The following is a 25548-nucleotide window of genomic DNA, read 5'->3' as shown; positions in this document are numbered from 1 at the left end:
TTTGAACTTAGGTGTCATGCTTGTTTTGGGGTATTGGAAATACGAGTCAATATACGATGACTTTTTGTTACTTCACAATCGAATACGCTTGAATACGCACACCTTGCGGAAAACCAGTAGAATTGCGCGAAAATCAAAATAGCAATAGGGGATTTCAAGTGGAAGAGATTGAAAAGTTTATTGGCGGATTTCGCCGCTTCCAACATAAATATTTTGGTGAGCATCGGGATTTATTTGCCGAGTTGCAATCAGGCCAAAATCCAAAAACATTATTGATAGGCTGTTCTGATTCACGCGTTGATCCTGCGCTGCTAACCGATTGCAATCCAGGGGATTTATTTATTGTTCGCAATGTGGCCAATTTGGTGCCGCCGTATGAAATTGATGGTGCTTTTCACGGGGTTTCATCGGCGATTGAATACGCGGTTGAGCATTTAGAAGTCAGTAAAATTATTGTGCTTGGTCATTCTGGATGTGGCGGGATTCAAGCCTTGATGGAAGCGAGTGAGCCGAAAACCGAGGCTAATTTTATTGGTCGTTGGGTGAGAATTGCTGAGGCGGCTAGAGATCAAGTCAAACGTGAATTGGCACATAAATCACCCGATCGACAAATTCGCGCGTGTGAAATGGCCGCCATTATCGTTTCTTTGGATAATTTGATGAGCTTTCCGTTTATTGCTCGTCGAGTTCAAGAAGGGTCGTTGAGTTTAATTGGTTGGTATTTTGATATTTTGCGCGGGGCTTTATACGATTTTGATCAAGAAAAAAATGCGTTTCAAGCCTTGGTGACGTCGTTAAAAGAATAAAAATGGCTTTGAGTGACTCAGCGATCGGCCTAAAGGTTGGTCGTTGAGTTGCTCAAAGCCATTTGAATAGATTGGGCTATTTTTTTGCGTTAACTTAAAGCTTAAAAATCTGTCTTAATTGCTGCGCTACGCCATGTTCATCATTGCTACCAATGACTGGCGCATTGGGGTGGGCGGCTTTAAGTTTGGGGCTGGCATTGCCCATTACAAAAGGATGCCCGGCCACCGCCAGTAGCTGAATGTCATTTTGTCCGTCACCAAAGGCGTAGCAATGTTCGGCATCAATCGAGAGACGAGCTAAAACTGCGGTTAGCGCGTGTCCTTTGGATACGGTCGGCGCCATCACTTCTAAGCAATCATCAGCAGAAAACGTAATATAAATCTGGTCGCCAAATCGATCGATGATTTTGCTTTCAATGGCGGTGAGCGTGGCGTGATCGCCGATGTATAAAATTTTGGCGATGTCTTCGCCGTTGTGGTGTTTTAAGTCGGTTACTTGATAGCCAAACCCTGAGTCTTTGTAATACACCCCCACTAATTCTGGGCATTCCCGTTCTACCAACCAGCCGGCATCCACATAGGCATTGAGTAATGAGCCATTAGAAAACTCAGGCTGCATTAAAGCGCGTGCGAGTTCTGGGGCTAGATTTTCGGCAAAAATCTCATTGTTTTCGGGGTCATGAACGCGTGCGCCATTCGAGGTAATTAAGTGCGCTTTCACGCCGAGTGTTTCTCGAATACCTTGTACATCTAAAAAATGACGCCCTGTGGCAATTGCAAGGTGTACTCCTTGCAGCGCAAGGGCTTGGAATGTGGCTGCAGTGAACGCATCGACTTTGTGCTCGTGGTCCAGCAAAGTACCATCCAAGTCAGAAACAATCATTTTTTGCATGGGTTCAATCCTAGGGATTTATCAGTGTGCTGTAATTTTACGCCGCAAAGCGATTGAATGCGTCAGTAATAATGCCATTGGGGTTCAGCTTTAGCGGTGAGGGGGGGATGAAAGCGGTACAATTGGGGCTAAATATAAGGACGGTTTTGATGAATAAAACGGATGTCATTGTGATCGGCGCAGGCGCCGCAGGTCTGATGTGCGCGGCCACCGCTGGCCAGCGTGGTCGTAAGGTGGTCTTGATGGATCACAGTGAAAAATTGGCCGAGAAAATTAGAATTTCTGGCGGTGGACGTTGCAACTTTACCAATCTCAATGTCCGACCAGAATGTTATCTCTCAAATAATCCGCATTTTGTAAAATCAGCGCTGAAGCAGTTTACGCAATTTGATTTTATGGCTTTATTGGATAAGCACGGCTTAACGTACCATGAAAAAACCCTAGGGCAATTGTTTTGTGATCAAAACTCCCAAGGCATTATTGAAATGCTTAAAGCAGAAGTCAATTTGGGTGATGTGACTTGGCGTATGGGTACGGAAGTCATTGCGGTGGTACAAGTAGAGGGACAGTTTCAAGTCACGACTGCGACCGAAGTTTGGCTTAGTGATGCATTGGTGATTGCGACGGGCGGTTTATCTATCCCGCAAATTGGCGCTACAGCCTTTGGCTATGAGGTAGCCAAACAGTTTGGGCTCAATTTACAACCTTTGGCGGCAGCATTAGTGCCTTTGACTTTTCAGGCCGAGGATTTGTGGACAGAACTCGCCGGTGTTGCCTTAGAGAATGTCGTGGTTAGTTGTGAAAATACATCATTTCGCGAGTCGATTTTATTGACGCATAAAGGCCTTTCTGGTCCGGCTATTTTGCAAATATCTAGCTTTTGGCAGGCGGGAAAAACGCTCGAAATAGATTTAATACCGGACCTAGATTTGGCTGATTTTTTAAGAACAGCCAATCGAGACGCCTTGTTATCGACCGTTTTAGCTGATGTATTACCAAAACGATTTGTAGGGGTATGGTTGGCTAAGTATGGTGAGATAAGGCCACTCAAGCAATACTCTAGTAAAGAGTTGCAGCGATTAGAGGTTGAACTGCATCAATGGCAAATTAAGCCATCAGGTAGTTTGGGTTATAAAAAAGCTGAGGTGACACGCGGTGGTGTCGATACCGATCAGTTGCTTTCTAAGTCAATGATGGTGCGAGAAATTCCGGGTCTGTATTTCATCGGCGAGGTCGTTGATGTGACCGGATGGCTGGGCGGTTACAATTTTCAATGGGCCTGGTCATCAGGATATGTTGCAGGAATGAATATTTAGGATTAGAGTAATACTACAGCAACAAAAGAGCAGTCTTCAATGATGATCTTATTGCTGATCTTGGCTAAACAATAGATAGGGGGCAATATTAAATTGATTCCAGTGTCATGTGTTTGGTGCCTAGCATTTAATGCTAATTAAGATCAATCTTTTGGTCTCTGCCCATGGTGGCTTTATTTAGTTTTGTATTGCAAATTGAGAGCAATCGAGCTAACGCTTTCGAAGGGAATGAAGTTACATTCCGATGTTCTTTAAGTCGCACTGGTTTTTGTAGTTGAACTTGTAGCAAAGGAGGTCATATTTGATTGATTCCGATGTTTTTAGTTTACTCAACCTAGCTGGCTAGTTCATGCCATTTCTGGTCATTGTTATGATCATTGCCGTAGTGCCGTATTCTGTAGTATGAACACAATTGAGTTGTATTAATTTACGGGGTGTCGATCGGGCACCCCATTGATAAACCTTTAATTTGTTTCAAATGATTCATACTTTTTAGTTTAAACGTGCAGGTTGATTTTATACTTGTGTTTTTATTTTAATGATTCAGCACTTTTTATAAACTGAAGTTTGTTTTTTGATCAAGTTTTGGTTCTATTTATTGAAAAATGTTTTTGCATTAAAAAAACGAGGCTTAATGCCTCGTTTTTTATTGTGTACTCATCAAAATAAATGCGAATAATGACTCGTGTTATTTTAAGCCTAATACTTCTTGCATATCGTAAAGGCCAGTTGCTTTATGCTGTAAAAACCGAGCAGCACGTAGGCTGCCTTGGGCATAAATAGTGCGGTTGCTGGCTTTGTGAGTGATCTCAATCCGCTCACCTTCTCCTGCAAAGACAACCGTATGATCACCAATCACATCGCCACCGCGTAGCGTTGCAAAACCAATTTTGCCATCTTCGCGTGGGCCAGTAATCCCTTCTCTAGACCACACCGCAATCTCGTTGAGTGACTGATCCCATGCTTTGGCAATCGCTTGTCCCATGGCAATCGCAGTGCCTGAAGGCGCATCAACTTTATGTTTGTGATGCATTTCAACAATTTCTGCATCATAACCATGGCTCAGTGCACCAGCAGCAATCTCAAGTAATTTAAACACCAGATTGACGCCAATGCTCATATTGTAAGCTGAAACAATCGCGATTTTCTGGCTGGCGGCTTCAAGCATGGCGCGACCTGCTTCATCAAAACCGGTGGTGCCAATAATCATTTTTACGCCGTATTGTTGGCAAACAATTAGGTGTTCAAGTGTGCCTTCTGGACGGGTAAAATCAATTAAAATATCCGCATTTTGCAATGCCGATAATTGATCGGTAATTAAAACCCCACAATTTTTTCCTGTATGCGCGCAAGCATCTTGGCCAATAGCGCCGCTACCGACGCGATCAAGGGCGACGCTCAGTTCAACGTCATCCGCAGCGTGTACTGCTTCAATGAGCATGCGGCCCATACGACCGCTACTACCAGCAATGGCGATTTTAATCGTCATGGTTTAAAACCCTTCATTTAATAGCGGTTTCACTTCGATGATTTTTGAGTCAGGATTGCTCGGGTCGACTGCCATCAATAAATTATCATTGGTAGGTGGCAATGGCCGAGTTTTCTCAGCTGGTGTTGCTGTTGGATCCGGCAAATAATCGCCATCCCAGCGTACTAGGCTGTTTTCATTAAAGAAAACCACAAAGTTTTTGGCCTCTTTAACCTTTCCACCTCGGGTGTCCCGATAAATATAATCCCAGCGATCTTTATGAAATGGATCGGTCAGCAAGGGTGTGCCAAGGGCAAAACGAACTTGCGAACGGGTCATTCCTACGCGCAGCAACGCAACTTGCTTGGCGGTGATTTCATTGCCCTGCGGAATATCTAATTTATAAGGGGTGATAAAATTGACCACGCTGCAGCCACTTAATAATAAGCTGCCGGTCACAAATGCGGTAAGTAGTCTGGCCTTCATCTTGGTTTGATTCGCTCGTGGATGCCGGTGCGCGTCACCGGGAAACGCTATATCATAACCGGATTGTGTAACTCCCGCACGATTGGGGAACAAAGAAGGGTAGAACAATGAGCAAAGCGTCTGAATTAAAAGGCATGGGTTTGAAGGCAACAGGGCCAAGATTAAAGATCTTGAATCTGTTTGAAACCAGTGGCGCTCGCCACCTGACTGCCGAAGATGTTTATCGCATGTTATTGGTTGAAGAAATTGACGTGGGTTTGGCAACCGTGTATCGAGTGCTCACTCAGTTTGAGCAAGCAGGGATTTTGGAGCGTCATCATTTTGAAACAGGCAAAGCCGTTTTTGAATTAAAACAAGAAGAGCATCACGATCATTTGGTTTGTGTGAAATGCGGTGCGGTTGAAGAGTTTTTTGATCCAGAAATCGAAGCCCGCCAAGACGCGATTGCACTTAAGCATGGGTTTGAAATTCAAGATCACGAAATGTATATCTATGGGATTTGTAATCCTTGCCAAATTAAAGCCAAGAAATAGTTTTTTGTGATCTCCCTACTATGATCCCGTGGTTAGATCATCATTCGCCTTTTCCGCCGTTAAGTTTGGCGCTCAAAGAACCCAGTGGTTTATTAGCGGCGGGGGGCGACTTGTCGTCAGAGCGCATTTTAATGGCGTATCGGCAGGGCATATTCCCGTGGTTTATGCCCAATGAACCGATTTTGTGGTGGAGTCCCGATCCACGCATGGTCTTGTTTAGCGCTGAACTGATTATTCCGAAATCGTTACGAAAAGTATTGCGTCATCGTCCGTATCGTGTGACTTTTGACACGGCATTTAGTGCGGTGATGCAAGGTTGTGCCGCCCCGCGGGGCGGTGTTGCGGCAACGTGGATTAGTGATGAGATGTTGGCTGCATATCGTGCTTTGCATCAACAAGGGCTGGCACATAGCTTTGAATGCTGGATGGATGATGAGCTCGTCGGCGGTTTATATGGCGTGGCCATTGGCAAAATGTTCTATGGCGAATCCATGTTTGCGCGTCGTTCAGACGCGTCAAAAATCGCCTTTGTGCACGCGGTGCAATGGCTCGCTGCGGCGGGTTTTGTCATGATTGATTGTCAAATGCATACTGAACATTTGGCGCGATTTGGGGCGAGAGAGATTGCTCGTGATGAATTTATTGCTAAGCTAGAAGTTCAGCTTGCCCAGCCTAGTCCACTCGGGCCGTGGTCATACTCCCATACCAATTAGCTTGTCTATAGGTGTCGCATGAACGATACATTTCGTAAGCATACAGTTCAATTGCAGTTTTATGCCACCGCCCCATATCCTTGTAGTTACTTAGAAGATCAGGCTGCCCGCTCACAAGTTGCGGTGCCTTCTGAGTTGATTTCCACTGGCGCTTATAGCCAATTAGTTCAGCAAGGTTTTCGTCGTAGTGGTTCGTTTGTGTATCGGCCGTGGTGTGATCATTGCCAAGCCTGCGTTGCAGTGCGTTTGCCGGTACTGGATTTTGTCGCTAGCCGAAGTCAGCGCCGTGCATTAAAGCGCAATGAATCGCTCAAGGTGCGGATTATGGAACTTGAGTTTCGCGAAGAGCATTTCTTGTTATACCAACGCTATCAGCAATCTCGGCATAGCGGTGGCGGTATGGATCAGGACGGGCATGAGCAATACCGTGGCTTTATTTTAAAAAGCCAAGTGGCGAGCTTTTTGGCCGAATTTACCGAAAACGGCGTGGTCGTGATGGTTAGTTTGATCGATCAACTCGATGATGGGCTGTCGTCGGTCTATACCTTTTTTGATCCCGATTTACCCGAGCGTAGTTTGGGGGTTTTTAATGTGTTATGGCAGCTTGGTTTGGCCAAGCAGCTGGGTTTGCAATATGTGTATTTGGGGTATTGGATTAAAGATTGCCGCAAAATGGAATACAAAACCCAGTATCGACCGATTGAAGGTTTGCTCAATGGTAAATGGCAGCTATTGAAGGGTATATAGTTCTGTACGAATATTGATATAGCCTAGAGATAAATACCTACTTAAGTCCTTTGAGTGGGTGTGGCTTTGTAGGAACTCTTGGCTGTGTGTTGAGTCTATCGGTCAGTGATTTTTGAAAAAAAGGCCCCCAATGCAAACGATGACTTTGTCTGAAATCGAACAACTTCGAGTTGAATGCCGCGCCTTGGTGGCCAAGCAGTCAATGGTGTCGGGCGCGATTGCCATTGTGCCGATTCCGGGGCTCGATGTCGGTGCCGACGTCGCGATTATGTCGCGGATGATCGATCAGATTAATCAAAAATTTGGCTTAACCCCTGCGCAAATTGAGCAACTTAATCCATTAATGAAACAGCGTGTTTTCGTCATTGTCAGCTCCTTAAGCTCGAGTTTAATTGGTAAATACCTCTCCAAAGAGCTGTTGCTGTTGGCGCTGAAGCGTGTTGGGGTGCGACTGGTGAGTAAACAAGCTGCTAAATTTGTACCATTTTTAGGTTCGGCCATTGCGGCCGGAATTAGCTATGGTGCGATGCGTATGCTGGGTAACGCCCATATTGATGACTGCTGCCAAGTGCTGATTCAGCTGCAAGGCAATACGACCTTTGAGCATGAAACGACAGCTCGCGATATCTAGTCACTGCATTCGGTGGGATAATAGGGAATCTGATTTAAGGATTCTTGCATGTCGACCTCACCCAATACCATCCAGCATTTAATCATTCATCAATTACATAAAGAGCCCAATGGCCCAGCGCGAGTGGCATTAAGCTCGACTGAAATGCCCATCAATAGTGCGGCGCAGCGTTTGGTCGACCATCTATGCCAGCTATACGGCAGTCGCAATGGCAAAGGCTTTGGCAAGTTTGAAGAAGATGAGCATGAATATCCGATGCCGGCCTTGGTTCGTCGCTACGTAGATGATGCCGATTTCCTTGGGTTTTCTCAGCAGGCGATCGCGCAGTTGCAAGTGCGCGCTGAGCAAGAGCCAGAGGCCAGCGGCGCTTATGTCTTGATGGCTCACGTTAGCAATAGCGCGATGGACTTTCTCTTTTTCGCCTTGGTCGGCGAAGTGATTGGTACTGCCGTCAATGCCGATATGCACCTTGAAGACAGCATTCACTTGGATATGGATCATTTGCGCGTTGCAGGGCGAATTGATTTGGGCGTATGGCAAGCCGGTGGTGAGCGTTATGTGAGCTTTTTGCGCGGGCGTGGCGATGTGGCGGCGTATTTCAAATTGTTTTTAGGCTGTAACGATATGGTGACGCCGCTTAAAGAAACTCAAAAGCTAGTTAAAGGGCTGGAACAGTTTGTCGAGCAGCAAGCCTTAAGTGCGCAAGATCGTGACGAAGTTTTTCAGCGTGCGCACAATTTACTCGATGAAATGGGTAATGAGCAGGGCGAAGTGAATTTAGCCGAGGTCGCCAGCCAAATTTATCCTGATGCGCCACAGGCATTACAGGACGCACTGCAGCATGACGATCTTGGGCTCGTCGATGGTTTTGTTCCGGATCGCCGAGCGATTAAACCGTTGATGCGCTTTAAAGCGGCAGCGCCAGAATGGAAGCTGGAGTTTGATCGTGCCAGCTTGCGCTCGGGTGCGGTGATTTACGACAAGCACAGCGATACGCTGGTGCTGTCAAATATTCCAGACAAACTCAAAAAAGCTTTATTAGAGCAATAATGCCATTTCCTGTGGGTATCTGCTGCTTGTTCTTATGTATAGAGGCTTGGCGGCAAATACCCTAATAAGGTGGTGTTTGATTCACCAATACCTCTTGGCGGCGGTGTTGTTTTGTAGAACAAACGTTCTTTTTTGGCTTGCGCTGACGGCGATGCTCTTGTATTGTGAACGTACGTTCTATATGGAGTCGCCGTCATGTCAATTCGCTTTCGCTTGTCCGACCATGCCTTTTTGCAACAACAAGCTTTACGTATCCCGTTAGCACTGCTTGAAGCATGGGTGCAACCGGCTTGGCGTGGCTCGGCGCAACTTTTATCAGCGAGGCATATTGCCCAATTGCCCGCAGCATTACGTCCGATGGCGCGGCGTTTTATCGGGCTGTACATCGTCAGTGATGGGCATGGCACGATCACGCACATTGCGCAAATGACGCATCGCCTCGCGAACCCAGCACAAGACCTTGATTTTATTTCTGCCTCACGCGCAATCAAGCTGGCTAATGCGTTCAATGGCACTCAAGTTATGGCTTGGGGGAGCACGCCATTCAATGGCTCAGGTATTGCTTGCTGAGCAATTTAAAGTAAAGGCCACCGAGCAATACAGCACTGGTACTTCCAAATAAGCCATGGCTGAGACCGATATGAAAGATAGCGCGGCATGGACTGGGACTGGTAAACTCTAGCCCTATTATATTTCCGACTTTTTATAGGTTACTCATGGCTCAATATGTGATGTCTATGCTCCGAGTGAGCAAGATTGTTCCGCCAAAACGTCAAATTATTAAAGATATTTCATTGTCTTTTTTCCCCGGCGCAAAAATTGGTTTGCTGGGTCTGAATGGCTCGGGTAAATCGACTGTTCTGAAAATTATGGCTGGGGTTGAAAAAGAATTTGAAGGTGAAGTTCAGCATTTACCCAACATCAAAATTGGCTACTTAGCTCAAGAACCCGAACTGAATGCTGAAAATACCGTGCGCCAAGAAGTTGAAAGTGGCTTAGGTGAAGTCTTTGAAGCGCAAGCTAAATTGGAAGCGGTTTATGTCGCTTACGCCGAAGAAGGCGCTGATTTTGATGCCTTAGCCGAAGAACAAGGTCGTTTAGAAGCGATTATTTCTGCTGGTGCTGGCGATAATTTAGAGTTGCAACTGGAAATCGCTGCTGATGCACTGCGTTTGCCAGAATGGGATGCGATCGTTGGCCAGTTGTCTGGTGGTGAAAAGCGCCGCGTTGCTTTGTGCAAATTGTTGTTGTCTAAGCCAGATATGTTGCTGCTCGACGAGCCAACCAATCACTTGGATGCTGAATCGGTTGAATGGTTAGAGCAATTTTTGGTGCGCTTCCCAGGTACCGTCGTTGCCGTAACGCATGATCGTTATTTCTTGGATAACGCTGCTGAGTGGATTTTGGAGCTGGACCGTGGTCATGGTATTCCTTGGGAAGGCAATTATTCAACTTGGTTGCAAAAGAAAGAAGAGCGCCTCAAGTTAGAAGAATCACAAGAGTCGGCACGGCAAAAAGCCTTAAACAAAGAATTGGAATGGGTTCGTCAAAATCCAAAAGGGCGTCAAGCGAAATCAAAAGCACGTATTGCGCGCTTTGAAGAACTCTCTAGCTTTGAACATCAAAAGCGCAATGAAACGCAAGAAATCTTTATCCCGGTTGCAGAGCGTTTGGGCGATAAAGTCATCGAATTTAAAGGTGTCAGCAAAGCCTTTGGTGAGCGTTTATTGATTGATGATTTAAGCTTTAATGTACCCGCTGGCGCGATTGTCGGCATTATCGGGCCTAACGGTGCTGGTAAATCAACCTTATTTAAGATGATCGCAGGCAAGGAAGCGCCCGATAGCGGCGAAGTTGATATCGGTCAAACCGTGCAAATGGCGTTCGTTGAACAAAGTCGTGAAGGCTTAGAAAACGACAAAACGGTGTTCCAAGACGTTGCCAATGGCAATGATGTGATCAGCGTCGGCAAATTTGAAATGAGCAGCCGTGCTTATTTAGGGCGCTTTAACTTTAAAGGCGGCGATCAAGCTAAATTAGTTGGCAATCTATCGGGTGGTGAGCGCGGTCGTTTGCATTTGGCTAAAACGCTACTCAAAGGCGGCAATGTATTGCTGCTCGATGAGCCATCGAATGATTTGGACGTTGAAACACTCCGTGCCTTAGAAGATGCCTTGCTGGAGTTTGCCGGTACTGTGTTTGTTATTTCGCATGATCGCTGGTTCCTTGATCGGATTGCAACGCATATCTTGGCTGCGGAAGGTAATTCACAATGGAATTTCTTTGACGGCAACTATCAAGAATATGAAGCGGATAAGAAAAAACGTTTAGGTGAAGAGGGTGCAAAACCAAAACGAATTCGCTATAAGCCAATTACACGTTAATCGTATTGGTTAAAACAAGGAAGGGTGATCCCTTCCTTGTTTTTTTTTGCCGATCAATCGCTAATCCAATGTAGAAAATGAAATCAGCATTGATTTTATTGCAATAATTCTAGTTTTTTTTGTAGCGTTTTTTATTTGCAAGAAGCAGTCGCGTTGCGATTCATTGCTAAAAAACCATGACTGATGGGTAATAGGTGTTTTTATATTCAGAATAAAGCACAATCTTGCTGCACTGAGGTTTCACTTTATTTATTTCATCGAGAAAGACTGCGTGGCCAATACCCTTTCTAATCCTGAGCAAGAAGAATCAAGAGATTCTTTAGGGCGAATTCGTCATGTTCTAGTTGCTGTGTTTATCTGTGTTTTTGTTACCACCTTGGCGATACAGGGCATTTCAATCTGGCGCAGCTATCAGGCGGCACTGGCTAAGGCTGAGCAAGAAATGCTGCTGCTAACGCGTGCGTTTGAAGAGCATGTCGGTCGCACGATGGAGTCGACGATGTTTGCCTTGTCGACGATTGAGCAAGATGAAGTATTTCAATCGTGTGTCACCGCTAAAGATGCTGCGTGTTTACATGCCTATTTGCAACGCGCGGTCATTCGTTATCCACAGCTCAGTAGCATGGCTTTTGCTCTAGATTCTGGCGAAATCGCCGCCTCAAATGCCAAATACCCCATTGAAAAAGTTAATGTATTCAATGCGCAGTTTTTTCGAGTGGCTCGCTCGAACCCCGCTACGCAATACTATATTGCCGAGCAACAGCGCGACCCGATTACGCAACAAAATGTTATTCCATTTGTCACCGCCGTCGTGGATAAAAAGTCGAATTTTTCAGGCGTGATCATTGCGGGTTTAAATCCGGATTATTTTCAAAAATTTTATAATTCGATGGCCAACAGTAAAAATATCGTGATTCGCTTGTTTCGTGATGATGGTATTTCTTTGGCGCGTTATCCATTTTTGGCCAGCGAAGTTGGACGAGATATTTCGCATCAAGATTTCTTTGAGCGTGTTTCTAGCGGCACCGAAAATGGCATTTTTTATGAGCCCGCTGCTTTGGATCAAGCGGCTCGAATTTATGGTTGGCATCGGGTTGTTGGCTGGCCAATGGGCGTCTCAATTGGTATTGATCGAGACGCGGTGCTGGCGACATGGTGGCGCGAAACGTATATCACGCTTGGGATTGCATTGACGCTGCTTTTGGCCGGATCGGCTTTACTCATTTATGTGTTGCGGCAATTAACCCGATTAGAAAGAACTGAAGCCGATTTATATTTAACCAAAGTGGCGATTGAAAACGGCGCAGATATGGCCATTTGGCTTGATCCCGCTGGGCATATTCGCTATGTGAATGCCACGACATGCCATCGTTTTGGTTATTCAGAGCAAGATTTATTGGCGATGCGTTTTCGCGATATTAATCCCAACTTTAAACCGGATAGCTGGCCTAAATTTTGGAATTTATTGCGGCAAGATCGACATTTATTTGATGAGGTTTGCTTGAAAACTCGCACAGGAGAAACATTTCCGTGTGAAGTGCATTCCAGTTATATTTTATTTAAAGGCCAAGAATACAATTGCGCCGTGGTGCGCGATATTTCGGAACGGCGAATGCAAGAAGAGGTCATTGTAAAGTCCGAACAGCAATTGCGTTTGGCTTTAGAGGCTTCGAGTACCGGTTTATTTGATATGCCATTAGATGGCCGCCGCACGGCAATTACCAGCCCGGAATATGATCGTTTATTGGGTTATGAACCGGGAGAATTGATCGAGACTTTTGATAAGTGGAAAGAACAATTACATCCCATCGATAAAGAGCAAGCCGTTGCCGCTTATCGTGATTACTATGCTGGGCATTCGGCGCAATTTGCGGTGGACTTTCGGCGCAAAATTAAGCGTGGTGAATTTCGTTGGTTTCAAACCCGAGGCAAATTTGTTGATTTTGATTCAAGAGGTAGGCCTAGTCGTTTAATTGGCACCATGACCGATATTACTGAGCGTAAAGAAGCGCAAAATCGAATTACTGAATTGGCCAATTTTGATAGTGTTACCGGTTTGGCCAATCGCAATTTATTGCGCGACGAGTTGCGTTTGGCCTTGGCCAGTGCGGAAAAATACAATCGAAAACTCGCTGTATTATTTTTAGATTTAGATCGCTTTAAAACCATTAATGATTCCTTAGGTCATTCTGCTGGCGATATGGTGTTATCACAGCTGGCTACGCGTTTAAGGCAGATTGTCGGCAAGCAAGATATCTTATCTCGCCTTGGTGGCGATGAGTTTGTTTTAGTCTTGGCTGACTTACCTAATCCCTTGATTGCTGGCGATGTGGCTGACCGGATTTTGTCGTCGTTTCAGCAATCATTTACTTTAGAAGCGGGTAATTTTGCAACGTCGACGTCGATTGGGATTAGCGTTTTCCCCGATGATGGTCATGATCCCGATGTTTTGATCAAAAATGCCGATGTGGCGATGTATCAAGCTAAAGCCAATGGCCGTAATAATTATCAATATTTTACTGCCGATATGAATGCCAGGGCTTCTGAACGTTTAATTTTAGAAACTAGCATGCGTCATGCCTTAGATAATAATGAATTTGAGTTGTTTTTTCAGCCGCAGGTATGTCTTGCGACCGGTGTGGTGATTGGCGCTGAGGCGTTAATTCGTTGGCATCATCCAGAGAAAGGTCTGGTTTCTCCAGTAAAATTCATCCCCATTGCCGAAGAGTCGCGAATGATTTTGCCAATTGGCAATTGGGTGATGTTCGAGGCATGTCGTTTGGCGGCAGAATGGCAACGCGCTGGCTTGCCAGCAATTACCATCGCGATCAATATGTCGCCGATGCAGTTGCATCAAGCTAATTTATTGCAACTGATTCAATCAGCGCTGGATCAATCCGGTCTAGAAGCGAGATACCTCGAAATTGAAGTGACTGAATCGGTCATGATGCAAGAGGTGGAGCAGGTGATGCTTACGTTGCAGGGGATTAAACGGCTTGGCGTTAAGCTTTCATTGGATGATTTTGGTACCGGCTATTCTAGCTTGGCGTATTTAAAGCGGTTTGCATTTGATAAGTTAAAAGTTGATCAAAGCTTTGTCAGTGATATTGGAACAGACCCCAATGATGCGGCGATTGTGATGGCCATTATTGGCTTGGGCAAAACGCTGGGAATGTCGGTGTTGGCCGAAGGGGTCGAAACTGAGGCGCAATTAGCATTTTTGCGTTCGGCAGGAACTGATTCAATTCAAGGCTATTTATTTAGCCAACCGATCACTGCCGCGCAATTTGAATTAATGCAAATACAAAAAAAGGCCTTAACGCTTTAAGGTTTGCTGGCTTTTGGCTTGATGCTGCATTGCAAAGCGCTGGCGTAAAATGACTACGCCAGCGCTTCGAGTTTTGCCTTCGGCCAAATGATGCATAAGCGCGGTTGGCAAAGCAAACGTCAACCGCCTTAGTTAATACCCTCTAGGGGTTTATTCGTCTTTGGCTTTTAAATCTTCAACTAGCGCAATATACGTCTCCATTGCGCTGTCAGTGCTGGTGCCAATTAATTTGGCCCAGGCATCGTATTTAGCTTGCGCAACAAATTGAATCGCAGAAGGGCGATCGCCACTCACGTCGCCTTCGCTACCTTGTTTGTACAGTGCATAAAGGCGTAGCTTGGTTTGAACGTCGGGTGCATCATTGAGATTCACTACTTCATCTTGTGCGGTTTTGAAACGGGCTGCTAAGTCGCTCATGGATCCACCTTATGAAACGTTTGTTTGAAAATACCGCTGAGTATAGACTGAGAATACAAATCTCTCCAAGCCCTTGCGAAGCAATTGCGCCACATTGCGACGCAGTGTCGTAAAGGCGCTTTATTTGATAGGATCTGCCATGCAAATACCTCATAAAATTGCGTTTTTAAATGGTCAGTTTTCGCCGCTGGCGGAGTTAAAAATCTCGGTCATGGATCGTGGATTTTTATTTGGTGATGGCGTTTATGAAATGATTCCGGTTTATCAGCGGATTGCATTTCGCTTGGATGAGCATTTGGCGCGGCTAGCCAATAATTTAGCCCAAGTTCGAATTGAAAATCCGTATTCGATGCAAACGTGGCGCGAGCATATTCAAGCCCTGATTCAAGCGCAAACCTTTGTCGATCAATCGATTTATTTGCAAGTTTCGCGTGGCCCAGCCTATCCGCGCCAGCATGCTTTTCCTGAGCACGCCACCCCCACGGTGTTGATGTTTGCCGATGAGCTTGAACCGCCACCGGCGCAGGCCGTTGAGTGTGGCGTGAGTGCCATCACTTGCAATGATGTTCGCTGGCTGCGCTGTAATATTAAGGCCATTTCTTTATTGGCCAATGTGCTTGTCAAGCAACAAGCAGTGGATGAGGGCGTTGCCGAGGCGATTTTATTACGTGATGGTGTACTCACTGAGGGGGCCGCGAGCAATATTTTTATCGTTAAAGACGGCGTGATTTATACGCCAGCCCCGTCCAATTTAATGCTCACAGGGATTACTTATGACGTGATTTTAGAGCTGGCTCAGCAGCATGATTTACCACTTAAGCTCGAGCCGGTCACGGAGCAGATGTTGCGCGATGCTGATGAGGTCTGGTTGACGTCTTCATCCAAAGAAATCCTCGCCATTGTGAACTTAGATGGACAAGCAGTAGGAAATGGCCAAGTCGGCCCCATATATAAAACAATGTATGGTTTGTATCAAAATTTTAAAATGACGGTAATGCACCGTGGACAGGAGTAAGCATAATGGTTGGTTTTACAGATATACCGAGTCAGAAGCTGGAAGATTTAGTTACGTTTCCAGTCTTAATTCCGGTAAAAGTGGTGAGTCATAAAAGCATTAGCCATGCTGAATTTGTGAAAGAAATTGTCCAAGTCACGCAAGGATTAATCGCCGATTTTGTTGAAGACAAAATCGAACACCGCGCTTCCACCAGTGGTAATTACCATGCTTTAACGTTGATGATTACCTTTGAAAATGTCGAGCAAGTGCACGCGCTTGACGCCGCTTTACGCGCGCATCATATGGTTCGTATGGTGCTTTAAGTGCCAGATTTGATTGTAAAACAGTTAGGGCAAGTCGATTATTTGCCCACCTTTGAGGCGATGCAAGCATTTACCAGTCAACGGGATGCCACCACGCCAGATGAGCTGTGGCTACTTGAGCATCCGCCGGTATTTACCCAAGGTTTGGCGGGTAAACCGGAGCATATTTTGAGCCAAAGCGCGATTCCGATTGTGCAGATCGATCGCGGTGGACAGGTGACTTATCATGGCCCCGGGCAGCTGATTGCGTATTTATTGCTCGATTTACGCCGGCATAAATTGGGCGTGCGCGACTTGGTGCGCTTGCTCGAAAACAGCGTGATTGCGGTTTTAGCTGATGAGGGCATTACCGCCTATGGCAAAGTGGATGCGCCGGGCGTGTATGTGATGCTGCATCGTGAGGGCTTTGATTTTGAAGCTAAAATTGCCAGTTTGGGCTTACGGATTAAAAATGGCTGTTGTTATCATGGCTTGGCATTGAATGTCAGCATGGATTTGGCACCATTTCAGCAAATTAATCCATGTGGTTATCAAGGCCTGCAAGTCACGCGCATGCTCGATATGGGGATAAACAAGACACCCGCAGATTTGTTCGGTAAAATGGCCGACAAAATTCTTCAACAAATCAAGCAATTACCCACATAAAAAGTATGGTAATTCGGACGATATGACAGATCAAACCAAAGAAGGGGCCAGCGCGCCCATCAGCAAACCGGCAAGTAAAGAAATCGGTGTTAAGTTAAAAGGCGAAGCAAAAACCGCCCGTATTCCGATTAAAATCGTTCAGCTTGAAACCAAAATCAAAAAGCCCGAATGGATTCGTGTGCAAGCGGCTAGCCATAACAGCCGCTTTTATGAGATCAAACAGATTTTGCGTGAGCAAAAACTGCATACCGTTTGTGAAGAAGCGACGTGCCCGAATATTGGTGAATGTTTTGGTAAGGGTACCGCTACCTTTATGATTATGGGCGACATCTGTACGCGGCGCTGCCCGTTCTGTGATGTGGGCCATGGTCGGCCGAATCCGCTCGATGAGAACGAACCGCGCCATTTGGGCGAAACGATTGCCGCGCTAAAGCTCAAATACGTGGTCATTACCTCGGTCGATCGGGATGATTTACGCGACGGTGGCGCAGCGCATTTTGCTGAGTGCATTCAAACCACCCGTCAATTGAGCCCAGAAACGCAAATCGAAGTGCTGGTTCCAGATTTTCGTGGTCGTGTCGAATTGGCGCTAGAAACATTCAAAGACGCTTTACCGGATGTGATGAATCATAATTTAGAAACTGCACCGCGCCTGTATAAGCAAGCGCGCCCGGGTTCGGATTACCAGCACTCATTAGATTTGCTCAAAGAATTTAAACGTCTGTATCCAGCCGTTAGTACCAAATCAGGCATTATGGTCGGCTTAGGTGAGACCGATGAAGAAGTATTCCAAGTGATGGCCGATATGCGCGCGCATGATATTGATATGATCACCATCGGTCAGTATCTGCAACCATCGAACGGCCATTTGCCGGTGCTGCGTTATGTGCATCCAGATCAATTCAAAGTCTTTGAAAAACACGCTTATGAACTGGGCTTTAAGCATGCGGCAGTAGGCGCAATGGTTCGTTCTAGCTACCACGCCGATCAGCAAGCGCATGGTGCAGGGGTTTAACAACCTTTAAACGGTCTTGAAATATGATTGAGTTTAAAAACGGCGCTGCTTTTGCATAGACAAAAGCGCGCCGTTTTTTATGTATATCGCAATATACGTGCATGAATACCAATGCATGTTGCTTTTTGTTCATGATTTAATCCCTCGGTTTTATGGGGTATAACGCTCGTTAGTTTTTCGATGTTAAGCTGGCGGTATATACCTTGAGGTTTTGATTATGCATGACGGTCCAAAGCATCAAATCAGCATGACGGTGTTAATGACGCCTGATATGGCTAATTTTTCGGGCAAGGTGCACGGTGGTGCTTTATTAAAGCAGCTCGATCAAGTCGCTTATGTGTGTGCCAGTCGCTACGCTGGTGCGTATGCGGTGACTTTGTCGGTGGATCAGGTGATTTTTAAACAGCCGATTTATGTCGGTGAGTTAGTGCATTTTTTAGCCAGTGTGAACTACACCGGTCGAACTTCGATGGAAATTGGCATTCGGGTGGTGGCAGAAAACATTTGCGAGCAGACCGAGCGCCATACCAATAGTTGCTATTTTACGATGGTGGCAATGAATGCCGAGGGGCAATCGCTGGCGATCGAGCCTTTAACTCCGGCCGATGATGAAGCGATGACGCGCTGGGAACAAGCCAAAGCACGTCGCGAAGTGCGCTTATTGAAAAAATAAGGCGTGTTTTAGGCATTTAACATTGTTTTTGCCATCAAATCGGTGCGATTTTTTGCTTGAAACAAGGCATGAAACGCGCCACATCGTCATGCGATGGCTGCGCTGCGTAAAGCAGACGCGGGCTAAACGTAAAGAGTCTAAGCCGTAATGCCGTTCACTTAAGTCAAGTGAGCGGCATTTTTTTCCTCTACTTCATTGCTGGTGTCGCTTTTGACGCAAAGGTACAGAGAAAATCAATCGAAAAACCCTGAATTTCCTCCGCGCCTCTTCGCCGCTGCGTTAGGTTTTCAGGGCTTGCCGTTAAGTGAACTGTATTTGAGTTTAAGCCGAGATCGGCTGTTGTTTAAGCAATTGCCGGATGGCCTGATTGGGGTGGCGCGTGGCTAAATCAAAAGCACTGCATTGTTCTCGATTTAATAGGTGGGTATCTGCATGATGGTGAATTAATGCCTGAGATACGTGCACATACCCTTGCTCAATGGCCTTGTGCAGCGCTGTGTTTCCTTCGGCATCTTGGGTGTTGAGCGCAACGCCAGCGTCCATCAATTGCATTAAAGCATCGCGCTGCCCGCGGGCTGCCGCTTGAATGAGTGGGGTTTTTCCAGCGTGGCTAGCAAGGTTGGCGTTGGCGCCATGCTCGAGTAAGAGGCGAATCACTTCGGCGTGACCATTGGCTGCGGCCCAATGGATTGCGGTATAGCCGCCGCTATCGGCCAGATCGGTTTGGGCTTGATTGGCCAGTAGTAGGCCAACACAAGCAAGATGGCCAAACGATGACGCCCAAATGAGTGGCGTTTTTCGGTAGTGATCGCGCGCGTCGATTTTCATGCCGGCTTTTAAAAACAGCACTAGCTTTAACGTTTCACCGCGCTCAGCTGCAGCAAAGAAGCTCTCTAAATTAAAAGCAATGCCGCAGGCGTTTAAGTGATTGCGGGCTTGTTTGACATGCTCCCACACGTCTGGTGCTGCTGAGTCGCTAAACCCTTGTTTTTTTTGCTCACAAGCTTGAATTAGCCGAAAGATTTCCGAAATCACAACAGCAGAAAATCCTTGGCGATTGCCGCGTTGATCAATGAGCAAAGAGCGCAAATAGTCTTCAAATTCTTCGCTACCCGATGCCGCAGCAATCAAGTCGTGTAAATGCGGGTGTAGTTGTGCCAAATGATGCGGGTAGTCTGATTCTTGACCATTGAGCAAATCAAGCAATTGCGGGTTCACAGCGTATTTCCATTAAGCGAGCATGCCATGCATTCATGGCGAAACAAACCCTGTATTTTAACGGTTTAAGCGGCGATCGTCACAAAATACATTGGCCTAGCTACTGCCTTGGGATTGAATGGGGACTAAGACTCATGGTCTAAAGAAGGGTTGATATGCTGTGAGGGAAGTTGTGGGGTTAAGCAATGTGGGTTGCCGTAAATACAATAGCCATTACGGCCTGAGCGCTTAACTTGATACATGGCTTGATCGGCTTTGTTGATTAGCATATTGCTGCTAGTGCCATGCTGAGGCGCTAATGCGATGCCAATGCTGGCGCCAACCCGATCAAAGCACTTGTTGCTGATTTCAATTGGCCGATTAATGCTGTCAATCAGCGCCTGCACCATGATCGTGAGTTGAGCTGCATCTTCAAAATAAGCCACAATCATAAATTCATCGCCACCTAAACGGGCAATTAAATCTTCTTCACGGGTAAAGTGCTGTTTCATACGGCTGGCGCTTTCTTGCAGCACTTTATCGCCGGCTTCATGCCCATACGTGTCATTGATGTATTTGAATCGGTCTAAGTCAATCATAAAAATTGCTAGCTGATTTTTACTGGCAATGGTGTTGCTGAGTAAATGCGCTAAGATTTTTTCGCTGGAATGGCGATTATGCAAACCAGTGAGGTGGTCATAGTCGGCGCTACGCCGCATTTGTTCTTCGCGTTTTTTTCGATCGCTGATGTCATAAATTAAGCATTGGTAATAAGGGATCTGTTCGTCGTTATAGCTGGCCGAAATAATCACGTGTAGCCAATCATTGCAGGTTTGCAAATCGTTAGTTGTCGCTTGATTGCGCTCGAGGCTGGCGTAGATTTGCCCCCAAAGTCGATACGGCTGGGCAAATAATCGATCAATCCATTGGCCACTTTGTTGTGCTTGGGCATAAATGGTTTCGCCAAGTAGTTTGGCAAACGCTGGGTTGGCTAAGATGAGCCGACCTGATTCGTCCAGTAGACCAATGCCGACATTGGCACTTTCAAAAATGCCCCTAAATTGCTGCTCAAGCTTGGTAATTTGCAAGCGCAGTTCACGTTCGGCATGAATCACCTCGCTCACCATATTGAGCAGATAGTTAATGTGTTGCGTTAATTGAGTAAGTTCATCATAGGCTTTGTCGTTTAATTTGGGTAATCGATCATCGGTAGCGGGTTGGATGGTTTGTAATCGACTCGATAGCTGGGTAAGAGGCCGGCTGAGCTTAAAAAAAACGACAATATAAACCACTAAGCCAATTAATAAAGACAGGATAAATAAGGAAATTGCTGTATCGATTGACCGTGTTTTGGCACGGAGATTCATTTCAGAAGTGTTGATTTCTATGGTGATATATCCGGCAATACTGCGCTCATCTAACGGCTCGTACAGCGGTAGTTTTAATTCGACATCGTTAGATTTTTTTCCGGCGCTAATGAGTAAGTGATTGTGACCATTGATTGTGGCGTGCCGAATTAATGGGTTGAGAATCAAGCTATTAACGACATCATTGGCGATTTGTTGATTGCCGCTAAAAGCAGCAACGGCGGCGGTTTTTTCAACCGCCGCCATTAGGTTTTTGATGTCTGAATAACTGTGTTTGATTTCGCTGGCGTAATTGAGTTGATACACAATAAAAGAAGAAATTGAGGCCACTAAAATCGCACACAGCGCAATAGTCACTGAAAGTTTGTAATGGATGGTTTGTCGAAAAGCCATATTTATTCTTATTCCAGTTTAAGAACGACTTTTACCCCACTATTGCTGGGTAAGCTATTGGCCTCGATAAATCCGATTTGATTTTGATTGAGGCTAATGCTTTTTATGACTGAAGTTTGATCAGCCAGCCGCCGTGGCGGTTTTTGTTGACCGGCAAATTGCAGTCTAGCCCAATATGCATCAATTTTAACTAAAGGTTTGCCAGTGAGCGCAAAGTAAAAACGGCGTCGCAATTCATCTGAATTAATTTCAATGGGCTGTAATGGCGTGTTGTTGCCCAGTAGTCGGCCTAAATAGACGTCACTGACTTGTTGAGGGGTTAAGGTTGAAACGTTACTTTGCTGATGGGTAATCACCCAAAGTTCTGCGTTGGCTGAATTTATACACAGGGCCATCAGTGTGATGAGTAGGCTATTTTTCATCATGTCGGCCTAAAATAAACCGTCAAATGAAAGGCTAAAGACATTGGCTTTTAATCGCCCTGGCTGAGCATTGCCATTATCCCATAAGCCTTTACCACCATCGGCCGCGTGAATTCGGTCGTATTGAAATTTGAGTGCCATTCTGGGGTGAAAATCCCAGCGAATACCAATCGAGTAAGTCTGTTGATCGGTGTATAAACTATTCAGAAATTGGTTGGTACCCGCAGCTAAATTTTGACTTGCCATTGCTAACTGCGGGGGTAATGGCCCTTGAGGTAATGGTGCACGATAAGGCGCATTTTTCGATTTGGCTTGGCTAAGTGTGATATAGGGTTGAAAAGCATCAATGCGATAAGCTGCGCTCAGATAAGCACCCTCCATATGCCCATAAATTGCTGCTTCCGATTGCATACGGCCCCATTCGCCTTGGAACCACCAAGGGCCATTGTCATAACTGGCCCCCAGTAATAAAAACTTAAGCCGCCCTTTAATTTTTAAATCGTGCTGAATTTGCGCGGCACTGGGCCAAAATGGGCTAAGTTGGCCTAGGCCACTAGACAGTAAATCACTGCCTGGCACTTTGCCCTGCAAATTCATTTGTCCGACCGAGGCACGTAGATGAAAGCGCTCATCGCTCCATTCGAATGAAGCACTGGCTAAGTCATCACCATGAACTCGAAAATCACCCACACCACTGCGTAGTGTTGAACTAATTCGACCTAGATTTCCTTTGAGTTTGAGCTCGCCATCGCCTAATTGTTGACGAAATTGCAGGTCGGCACCGTTGTATTGAAAAAATGGGATTAAGCCATAAAAATCTTGCACTGGCCGCACCCAAGGATAGGTGTAGCCCACGTTGCGAAAATCAGACAGCATAAACATGTCTACGCTGAGTCGGCCGACACGCAGGCTCCAGTTTTCATTGGGACGATAGCGCAAAAAAGCCCAATCGACGGCATCTCCATTGGCATAGTCAACGCCTTCACGTGCTGTAACTTGCAGAGCCGCGCTCCATTGTGGTGTGAAATCGGCAAGTAGTTGTACACCGACTCGGCTATCGGTTCGGGCCGATGTCTGGCTGTGATTGGTTCTTGACTGCGAAAGGTCGCGAATATATTGACTTTGGCTGTCATTGTGATTGATACCCAAGGTATAAAAGCCACTTACACTGAATATATCGGCAGAGCTGAGGTCTTTCTCGTCAAGATTAAGGTCGGGTTGATTTTCTTCTGCACTCGCGGTGGCGGCACAGAATATTAAAAAACTGAGGTAAATGAGAGTTTTCACAACTCAGCCTTGTTATTGAGTTTTACGCTGCTCTCAATTTGGCTGATGAATAACCTATTTTCAAGGTAAGTTTTTGTTTGCTTTGGCGACAGCAATTATTGGCCGTAAAAAAACCGGCACGTTAAAGTGCCGGTTTTTGCATGCGCTTGCCAAGGCAAGACGGGTATTACATGCCCATGCCGCCCATACCACCCATGCCGCCCATATCTGGCATGCTAGGAGCGTCGTCTTTTGGCAATTCAGCAATCATGCAGTCAGTGGTTAACAACAAGCCAGCTACAGAAGCTGCGTGTTGCAAGGCAGAACGCGTTACTTTAGCTGGATCGAGTACACCCATTTCAACCATGTCACCGTATTCGCCAGTCGCAGCGTTGTAACCAAAGTTGCCTTTGCCTTCTAATACTTTAGCCACTACAACGCTAGGCTCGTCGCCAGCGTTTTGTACGATTTGACGCAATGGCGCTTCGATCGCACGTAGAACGATTTTGATACCTGCGTCTTGATCAGCGTTTGAGCCTTTCAATTCGGTGATGGTAGAGCGAGCGCGCAGCAATGCAACGCCACCGCCAGCAACAATGCCTTCTTCAACCGCAGCGCGAGTTGCATGCAATGCGTCTTCTACGCGGGCTTTCTTCTCTTTCATTTCCATTTCAGTGGCTGCGCCAACCTTGATGACTGCAACGCCGCCAGCCAATTTGGCTACGCGCTCTTGCAGCTTTTCACGATCGTAGTCGCTAGTTGAAGCTTCAACTTGTTGACGAATCGTCGCCACACGCGCTTTGATCGCTGCCTCGTCACCTGCGCCGTCGATGATAGTGGTGTTTTCTTTACCCACTTCGATGCGTTTAGCTTGGCCGAGCATCGACAATTCAGCTTTTTCTAGCGTCAAGCCCACTTCTTCAGCAATTACAGTACCGCCAGTCAAGACTGCGATATCTTCGAGCATGGCTTTACGACGGTCACCAAAGCCAGGGGCTTTAACAGCAACAGTTTTCAAGATGCCACGGATGTTGTTCACAACCAAAGTTGCGAGTGCTTCGCCATCAACGTCTTCAGCAACGATCAACAATGGACGGCCAGCTTTAGCTACGCCTTCCAAGATCGGTAGCAAGTCACGGATGTTGCTGATTTTTTTGTCAAACAACAACACGAATGGGTTGTCGAGCAAAGCGATTTGTTTTTCTGGATTGTTGATGAAGTACGGGCTTAAATAGCCACGGTCGAACTGCATACCTTCAACTACGTCCAGTTCATCTTCCAAGCCTGAGCCGTCTTCAACGGTGATCACGCCTTCTTTACCGACTTTTTCCATTGCAGCAGCGATTTTTTCGCCGATGATTTCGTCAGAGTTAGCCGAGATTGAGCCAACTTGAGCGATTTCTTTGCTCGTAGTGCATGGTTTAGAGATGTTTTTAAGTTCAGCCACCAAAGTGATCACGGCTTTGTCGATACCGCGCTTCAAATCCATTGGGTTCATGCCGGCAGCAACGTATTTCATGCCTTCTTGCACGATGGCTTGTGCCAATACAGTGGCAGTGGTCGTGCCGTCACCAGCGATGTCCGAAGTTTTAGAAGCCACTTCTTTAACCATTTGCGCGCCCATGTTTTCGAATTTGTCTTTCAATTCGATTTCTTTGGCAACTGATACACCGTCTTTAGTGATCGTTGGTGCGCCGTATGAACGCTCAAGCACCACGTTACGGCCTTTAGGGCCCAAAGTCACTTTAACGGCATTGGCCAATACATTGACACCAGCAACCATTTTTGCGCGGGCGCTATCGCCAAACATTACTTCTTTTGCAGCCATTTTTTATTCTCCAATCATTATGTAGGGTGGATTAGCGCTAGCTTTGCCTGCGCGTAATCCGCCGAATTTTCGGAATTACTTAAGTCTTATTCAACAATCGCGAAGATTTCTTCTTCGCGAACAACGATGAGTTCTTCGCCGTCGATTTTTACGCTTTGTGCGTATTTGCCGAGCAATACTTTGTCGCCAACTTTAACCGTCAGCGCTTGAACGCTACCGTTTTCCAATACTTTGCCAGCACCTACAGCAACCACTTCACCCATGTCTGGTTTTTCAGCGGCGCTACCAGCGAGCAAAATGCCAGATGCAGTTTTAGCTTCAGCTTCAACACGTTTGATGACCACACGGTCGTGCAATGGACGAATTTTCATGGGTTTAAAACTCCTGAGTATTGAACAGTCGTTAGAGGTATAAATTTGTTTGTACAAGCAGATGTTTAGCACTCTACTTGCCTGAGTGCTAAATGGTAGGGGCGAGGCGGTTCTTTTTCAAGAGCTGGCGCGGTTTTTTTTATTGCACCACGCCGGGCAGCACGCTATTGGGGGTATGGGGCTGAGCCGTAAAAAAATCAATGCAAACCATGCTATACGTTAAGTCGTTTTCCATTCAAAATGGCGCATTGTTTTTCAGTTGAAATGCCAAATACTCAGT

26 protein-coding genes are annotated in these 25548 nt (G+C 46.1%); 15 read left to right on the top strand and 11 right to left on the bottom strand.

Going from position 1 to position 25548, the window contains the following annotated elements; genetic code table 11:
- Positions 1 to 158 precede the first annotated feature (158 nt).
- Positions 159 to 806, top strand: a complete 648-nt coding sequence (locus tag K4H25_RS12340; protein ID WP_221020792.1) for a carbonic anhydrase — start codon at positions 159 to 161, stop codon at positions 804 to 806.
- A gap of 94 nt (positions 807 to 900) precedes the next feature.
- Here the strand turns inward: K4H25_RS12340 and K4H25_RS12335 are convergent, their stop codons facing one another.
- Positions 901 to 1698: a Cof-type HAD-IIB family hydrolase gene (locus tag K4H25_RS12335; RefSeq protein WP_221020791.1), complete on the bottom strand. Its 798-nt coding sequence runs from the start codon at positions 1696 to 1698 to the stop codon at positions 901 to 903.
- 149 nt (positions 1699 to 1847) lie between these two features.
- Between K4H25_RS12335 and K4H25_RS12330 the strand changes: the two genes are divergently transcribed.
- Positions 1848 to 3014 (top strand): BaiN/RdsA family NAD(P)/FAD-dependent oxidoreductase, encoded by a 1167-nt coding sequence (locus tag K4H25_RS12330; RefSeq protein ID WP_221020790.1) that lies wholly within the window; start codon positions 1848 to 1850, stop codon positions 3012 to 3014.
- A 688-nt stretch (positions 3015 to 3702) separates the two neighbouring features.
- On the opposite strand, the gene dapB is transcribed toward K4H25_RS12330, so the two are convergent.
- Both dapB and K4H25_RS12320 read right to left on the bottom strand, forming a co-directional pair.
- Complete coding sequence (gene dapB, locus K4H25_RS12325; RefSeq protein ID WP_221020789.1) at positions 3703 to 4503, bottom strand: 4-hydroxy-tetrahydrodipicolinate reductase; 801 nt, start codon at positions 4501 to 4503, stop codon at positions 3703 to 3705.
- 3 nt (positions 4504 to 4506) lie between these two features.
- Positions 4507 to 4968, bottom strand: a complete 462-nt coding sequence (locus K4H25_RS12320; RefSeq protein ID WP_221020788.1) for an outer membrane protein assembly factor BamE — start codon at positions 4966 to 4968, stop codon at positions 4507 to 4509.
- A 107-nt stretch (positions 4969 to 5075) separates the two neighbouring features.
- Here K4H25_RS12320 and fur point away from each other — a divergent pair, with 107 nt between their 5' ends.
- From fur to K4H25_RS12280, 8 genes are all read left to right on the top strand, one after another.
- Positions 5076 to 5501: a ferric iron uptake transcriptional regulator gene (gene fur, locus K4H25_RS12315; RefSeq protein WP_221020787.1), complete on the top strand. Its 426-nt coding sequence runs from the start codon at positions 5076 to 5078 to the stop codon at positions 5499 to 5501.
- 20 nt (positions 5502 to 5521) lie between these two features.
- Entirely contained in the window at positions 5522 to 6214 is a 693-nt protein-coding gene (aat, locus tag K4H25_RS12310; RefSeq protein ID WP_221020786.1) for a leucyl/phenylalanyl-tRNA--protein transferase, read from the top strand.
- Between the two features lie 18 nt (positions 6215 to 6232).
- Positions 6233 to 6961 carry an arginyltransferase gene (locus K4H25_RS12305; protein WP_221020785.1) on the top strand — a complete coding sequence of 243 codons (729 nt, stop codon included), beginning with the start codon at positions 6233 to 6235 and terminating at the stop codon, positions 6959 to 6961.
- Between the two features lie 130 nt (positions 6962 to 7091).
- A complete protein-coding gene (locus tag K4H25_RS12300) occupies positions 7092 to 7592 on the top strand; it encodes a DUF697 domain-containing protein (protein WP_221020784.1) in 501 nt (166 codons plus the stop codon).
- A 48-nt stretch (positions 7593 to 7640) separates the two neighbouring features.
- Positions 7641 to 8642, top strand: coding sequence for a nucleoid-associated protein (locus K4H25_RS12295; protein WP_221020783.1), 1002 nt, complete (start codon positions 7641 to 7643; stop codon positions 8640 to 8642).
- A 195-nt stretch (positions 8643 to 8837) separates the two neighbouring features.
- Entirely contained in the window at positions 8838 to 9212 is a 375-nt protein-coding gene (locus K4H25_RS12290) for a hypothetical protein (RefSeq protein WP_221020782.1), read from the top strand.
- 146 nt (positions 9213 to 9358) lie between these two features.
- Positions 9359 to 11026, top strand: a complete 1668-nt coding sequence (gene ettA / locus K4H25_RS12285; protein WP_221020781.1) for an energy-dependent translational throttle protein EttA — start codon at positions 9359 to 9361, stop codon at positions 11024 to 11026.
- A 271-nt stretch (positions 11027 to 11297) separates the two neighbouring features.
- Positions 11298 to 14354 (top strand): bifunctional diguanylate cyclase/phosphodiesterase, encoded by a 3057-nt coding sequence (locus tag K4H25_RS12280; RefSeq protein ID WP_221020780.1) that lies wholly within the window; start codon positions 11298 to 11300, stop codon positions 14352 to 14354.
- Here the strand turns inward: K4H25_RS12280 and K4H25_RS16970 are convergent.
- Positions 14343 to 14465, bottom strand: a complete 123-nt coding sequence (locus tag K4H25_RS16970; RefSeq protein ID WP_255587602.1) for a hypothetical protein — start codon at positions 14463 to 14465, stop codon at positions 14343 to 14345. The two genes, K4H25_RS12280 and K4H25_RS16970, sit on opposite strands and share 12 nt — an antisense overlap.
- Before the next feature lie 39 nt (positions 14466 to 14504).
- Positions 14505 to 14771 (bottom strand): acyl-CoA-binding protein, encoded by a 267-nt coding sequence (locus K4H25_RS12275; protein WP_173531816.1) that lies wholly within the window; start codon positions 14769 to 14771, stop codon positions 14505 to 14507.
- Between the two features lie 139 nt (positions 14772 to 14910).
- Here K4H25_RS12275 and dat point away from each other — a divergent pair, with 139 nt between their 5' ends.
- From dat to K4H25_RS12250, 5 genes are all read left to right on the top strand, one after another.
- Entirely contained in the window at positions 14911 to 15786 is an 876-nt protein-coding gene (gene dat / locus K4H25_RS12270) for a D-amino-acid transaminase (protein WP_221020779.1), read from the top strand.
- A 5-nt stretch (positions 15787 to 15791) separates the two neighbouring features.
- On the top strand, positions 15792 to 16091 hold the full coding sequence (locus K4H25_RS12265) for a YbeD family protein (protein WP_182076863.1): 300 nt from the start codon (positions 15792 to 15794) through the stop codon (positions 16089 to 16091).
- A gap of 9 nt (positions 16092 to 16100) precedes the next feature.
- Positions 16101 to 16736, top strand: coding sequence for a lipoyl(octanoyl) transferase LipB (lipB, locus tag K4H25_RS12260; protein WP_173534541.1), 636 nt, complete (start codon positions 16101 to 16103; stop codon positions 16734 to 16736).
- Positions 16737 to 16758: 22 nt separating this feature from the next.
- The gene (lipA, locus tag K4H25_RS12255) at positions 16759 to 17751 is read left to right on the top strand and encodes a lipoyl synthase (protein ID WP_221020778.1); all 993 of its coding nucleotides are present in this window, start codon (positions 16759 to 16761) and stop codon (positions 17749 to 17751) included.
- A gap of 217 nt (positions 17752 to 17968) precedes the next feature.
- Positions 17969 to 18424: an acyl-CoA thioesterase gene (locus K4H25_RS12250; protein WP_221020777.1), complete on the top strand. Its 456-nt coding sequence runs from the start codon at positions 17969 to 17971 to the stop codon at positions 18422 to 18424.
- A gap of 321 nt (positions 18425 to 18745) precedes the next feature.
- Here K4H25_RS12250 and K4H25_RS12245 read toward each other — a convergent pair whose 3' ends face one another.
- The 6 genes from K4H25_RS12245 to K4H25_RS12220 all read right to left on the bottom strand — a co-directional run bounded on the left by K4H25_RS12245 (position 18746) and on the right by K4H25_RS12220 (position 25268).
- The gene (locus tag K4H25_RS12245; protein WP_221020776.1) at positions 18746 to 19642 is read right to left on the bottom strand and encodes an ankyrin repeat domain-containing protein; all 897 of its coding nucleotides are present in this window, start codon (positions 19640 to 19642) and stop codon (positions 18746 to 18748) included.
- Positions 19643 to 19767: 125 nt separating this feature from the next.
- On the bottom strand, positions 19768 to 21381 hold the full coding sequence (locus K4H25_RS12240; protein WP_221020775.1) for a sensor domain-containing diguanylate cyclase: 1614 nt from the start codon (positions 21379 to 21381) through the stop codon (positions 19768 to 19770).
- A gap of 8 nt (positions 21382 to 21389) precedes the next feature.
- Complete coding sequence (locus tag K4H25_RS12235) at positions 21390 to 21806, bottom strand: hypothetical protein (RefSeq protein WP_221020774.1); 417 nt, start codon at positions 21804 to 21806, stop codon at positions 21390 to 21392.
- 6 nt (positions 21807 to 21812) lie between these two features.
- On the bottom strand, positions 21813 to 23090 hold the full coding sequence (locus tag K4H25_RS12230; protein WP_221020773.1) for a porin: 1278 nt from the start codon (positions 23088 to 23090) through the stop codon (positions 21813 to 21815).
- A gap of 166 nt (positions 23091 to 23256) precedes the next feature.
- The gene (groL, locus tag K4H25_RS12225; RefSeq protein WP_221020772.1) at positions 23257 to 24897 is read right to left on the bottom strand and encodes a chaperonin GroEL; all 1641 of its coding nucleotides are present in this window, start codon (positions 24895 to 24897) and stop codon (positions 23257 to 23259) included.
- 86 nt (positions 24898 to 24983) lie between these two features.
- On the bottom strand, positions 24984 to 25268 hold the full coding sequence (locus tag K4H25_RS12220) for a co-chaperone GroES (protein WP_173531806.1): 285 nt from the start codon (positions 25266 to 25268) through the stop codon (positions 24984 to 24986).
- Positions 25269 to 25548 lie beyond the last annotated feature (280 nt).

Source organism: Deefgea piscis (genome assembly GCF_019665785.1).
In the GTDB taxonomy this organism is placed as follows: Bacteria; Pseudomonadota; Gammaproteobacteria; order Burkholderiales; family Chitinibacteraceae; genus Deefgea.
The sequence above is the reverse complement of the archived record's forward strand: the minus strand, read 5'-3'. Positions and strand labels throughout refer to the sequence as shown.

Bases quoted from the DNA above. Each gene is read 5' to 3' on its own strand.
- K4H25_RS12335 (WP_221020791.1), bottom strand. From the start codon at position 1,698: ATGCAAAAAATGATTGTTTCTGACTTGGATGGTACTTTGCTGGACCAC.
- K4H25_RS12330 (WP_221020790.1), top strand. From the start codon at position 1,848: ATGAATAAAACGGATGTCATTGTGATCGGCGCAGGCGCCGCAGGTCTG.
- dapB (WP_221020789.1), bottom strand. From the start codon at position 4,503: ATGACGATTAAAATCGCCATTGCTGGTAGTAGCGGTCGTATGGGCCGC.
- K4H25_RS12320 (WP_221020788.1), bottom strand. From the start codon at position 4,968: ATGAAGGCCAGACTACTTACCGCATTTGTGACCGGCAGCTTATTATTA.
- fur (WP_221020787.1), top strand. From the start codon at position 5,076: ATGAGCAAAGCGTCTGAATTAAAAGGCATGGGTTTGAAGGCAACAGGG.
- aat (WP_221020786.1), top strand. From the start codon at position 5,522: ATGATCCCGTGGTTAGATCATCATTCGCCTTTTCCGCCGTTAAGTTTG.
- K4H25_RS12305 (WP_221020785.1), top strand. From the start codon at position 6,233: ATGAACGATACATTTCGTAAGCATACAGTTCAATTGCAGTTTTATGCC.
- K4H25_RS12300 (WP_221020784.1), top strand. From the start codon at position 7,092: ATGCAAACGATGACTTTGTCTGAAATCGAACAACTTCGAGTTGAATGC.
- K4H25_RS12295 (WP_221020783.1), top strand. From the start codon at position 7,641: ATGTCGACCTCACCCAATACCATCCAGCATTTAATCATTCATCAATTA.
- K4H25_RS12290 (WP_221020782.1), top strand. From the start codon at position 8,838: ATGTCAATTCGCTTTCGCTTGTCCGACCATGCCTTTTTGCAACAACAA.
- ettA (WP_221020781.1), top strand. From the start codon at position 9,359: ATGGCTCAATATGTGATGTCTATGCTCCGAGTGAGCAAGATTGTTCCG.
- K4H25_RS12275 (WP_173531816.1), bottom strand. From the start codon at position 14,771: ATGAGCGACTTAGCAGCCCGTTTCAAAACCGCACAAGATGAAGTAGTG.
- dat (WP_221020779.1), top strand. From the start codon at position 14,911: ATGCAAATACCTCATAAAATTGCGTTTTTAAATGGTCAGTTTTCGCCG.
- K4H25_RS12265 (WP_182076863.1), top strand. From the start codon at position 15,792: ATGGTTGGTTTTACAGATATACCGAGTCAGAAGCTGGAAGATTTAGTT.
- lipA (WP_221020778.1), top strand. From the start codon at position 16,759: ATGACAGATCAAACCAAAGAAGGGGCCAGCGCGCCCATCAGCAAACCG.
- K4H25_RS12250 (WP_221020777.1), top strand. From the start codon at position 17,969: ATGCATGACGGTCCAAAGCATCAAATCAGCATGACGGTGTTAATGACG.
- K4H25_RS12240 (WP_221020775.1), bottom strand. From the start codon at position 21,381: ATGGCTTTTCGACAAACCATCCATTACAAACTTTCAGTGACTATTGCG.
- K4H25_RS12235 (WP_221020774.1), bottom strand. From the start codon at position 21,806: ATGATGAAAAATAGCCTACTCATCACACTGATGGCCCTGTGTATAAAT.
- groL (WP_221020772.1), bottom strand. From the start codon at position 24,897: ATGGCTGCAAAAGAAGTAATGTTTGGCGATAGCGCCCGCGCAAAAATG.
- K4H25_RS12220 (WP_173531806.1), bottom strand. From the start codon at position 25,268: ATGAAAATTCGTCCATTGCACGACCGTGTGGTCATCAAACGTGTTGAA.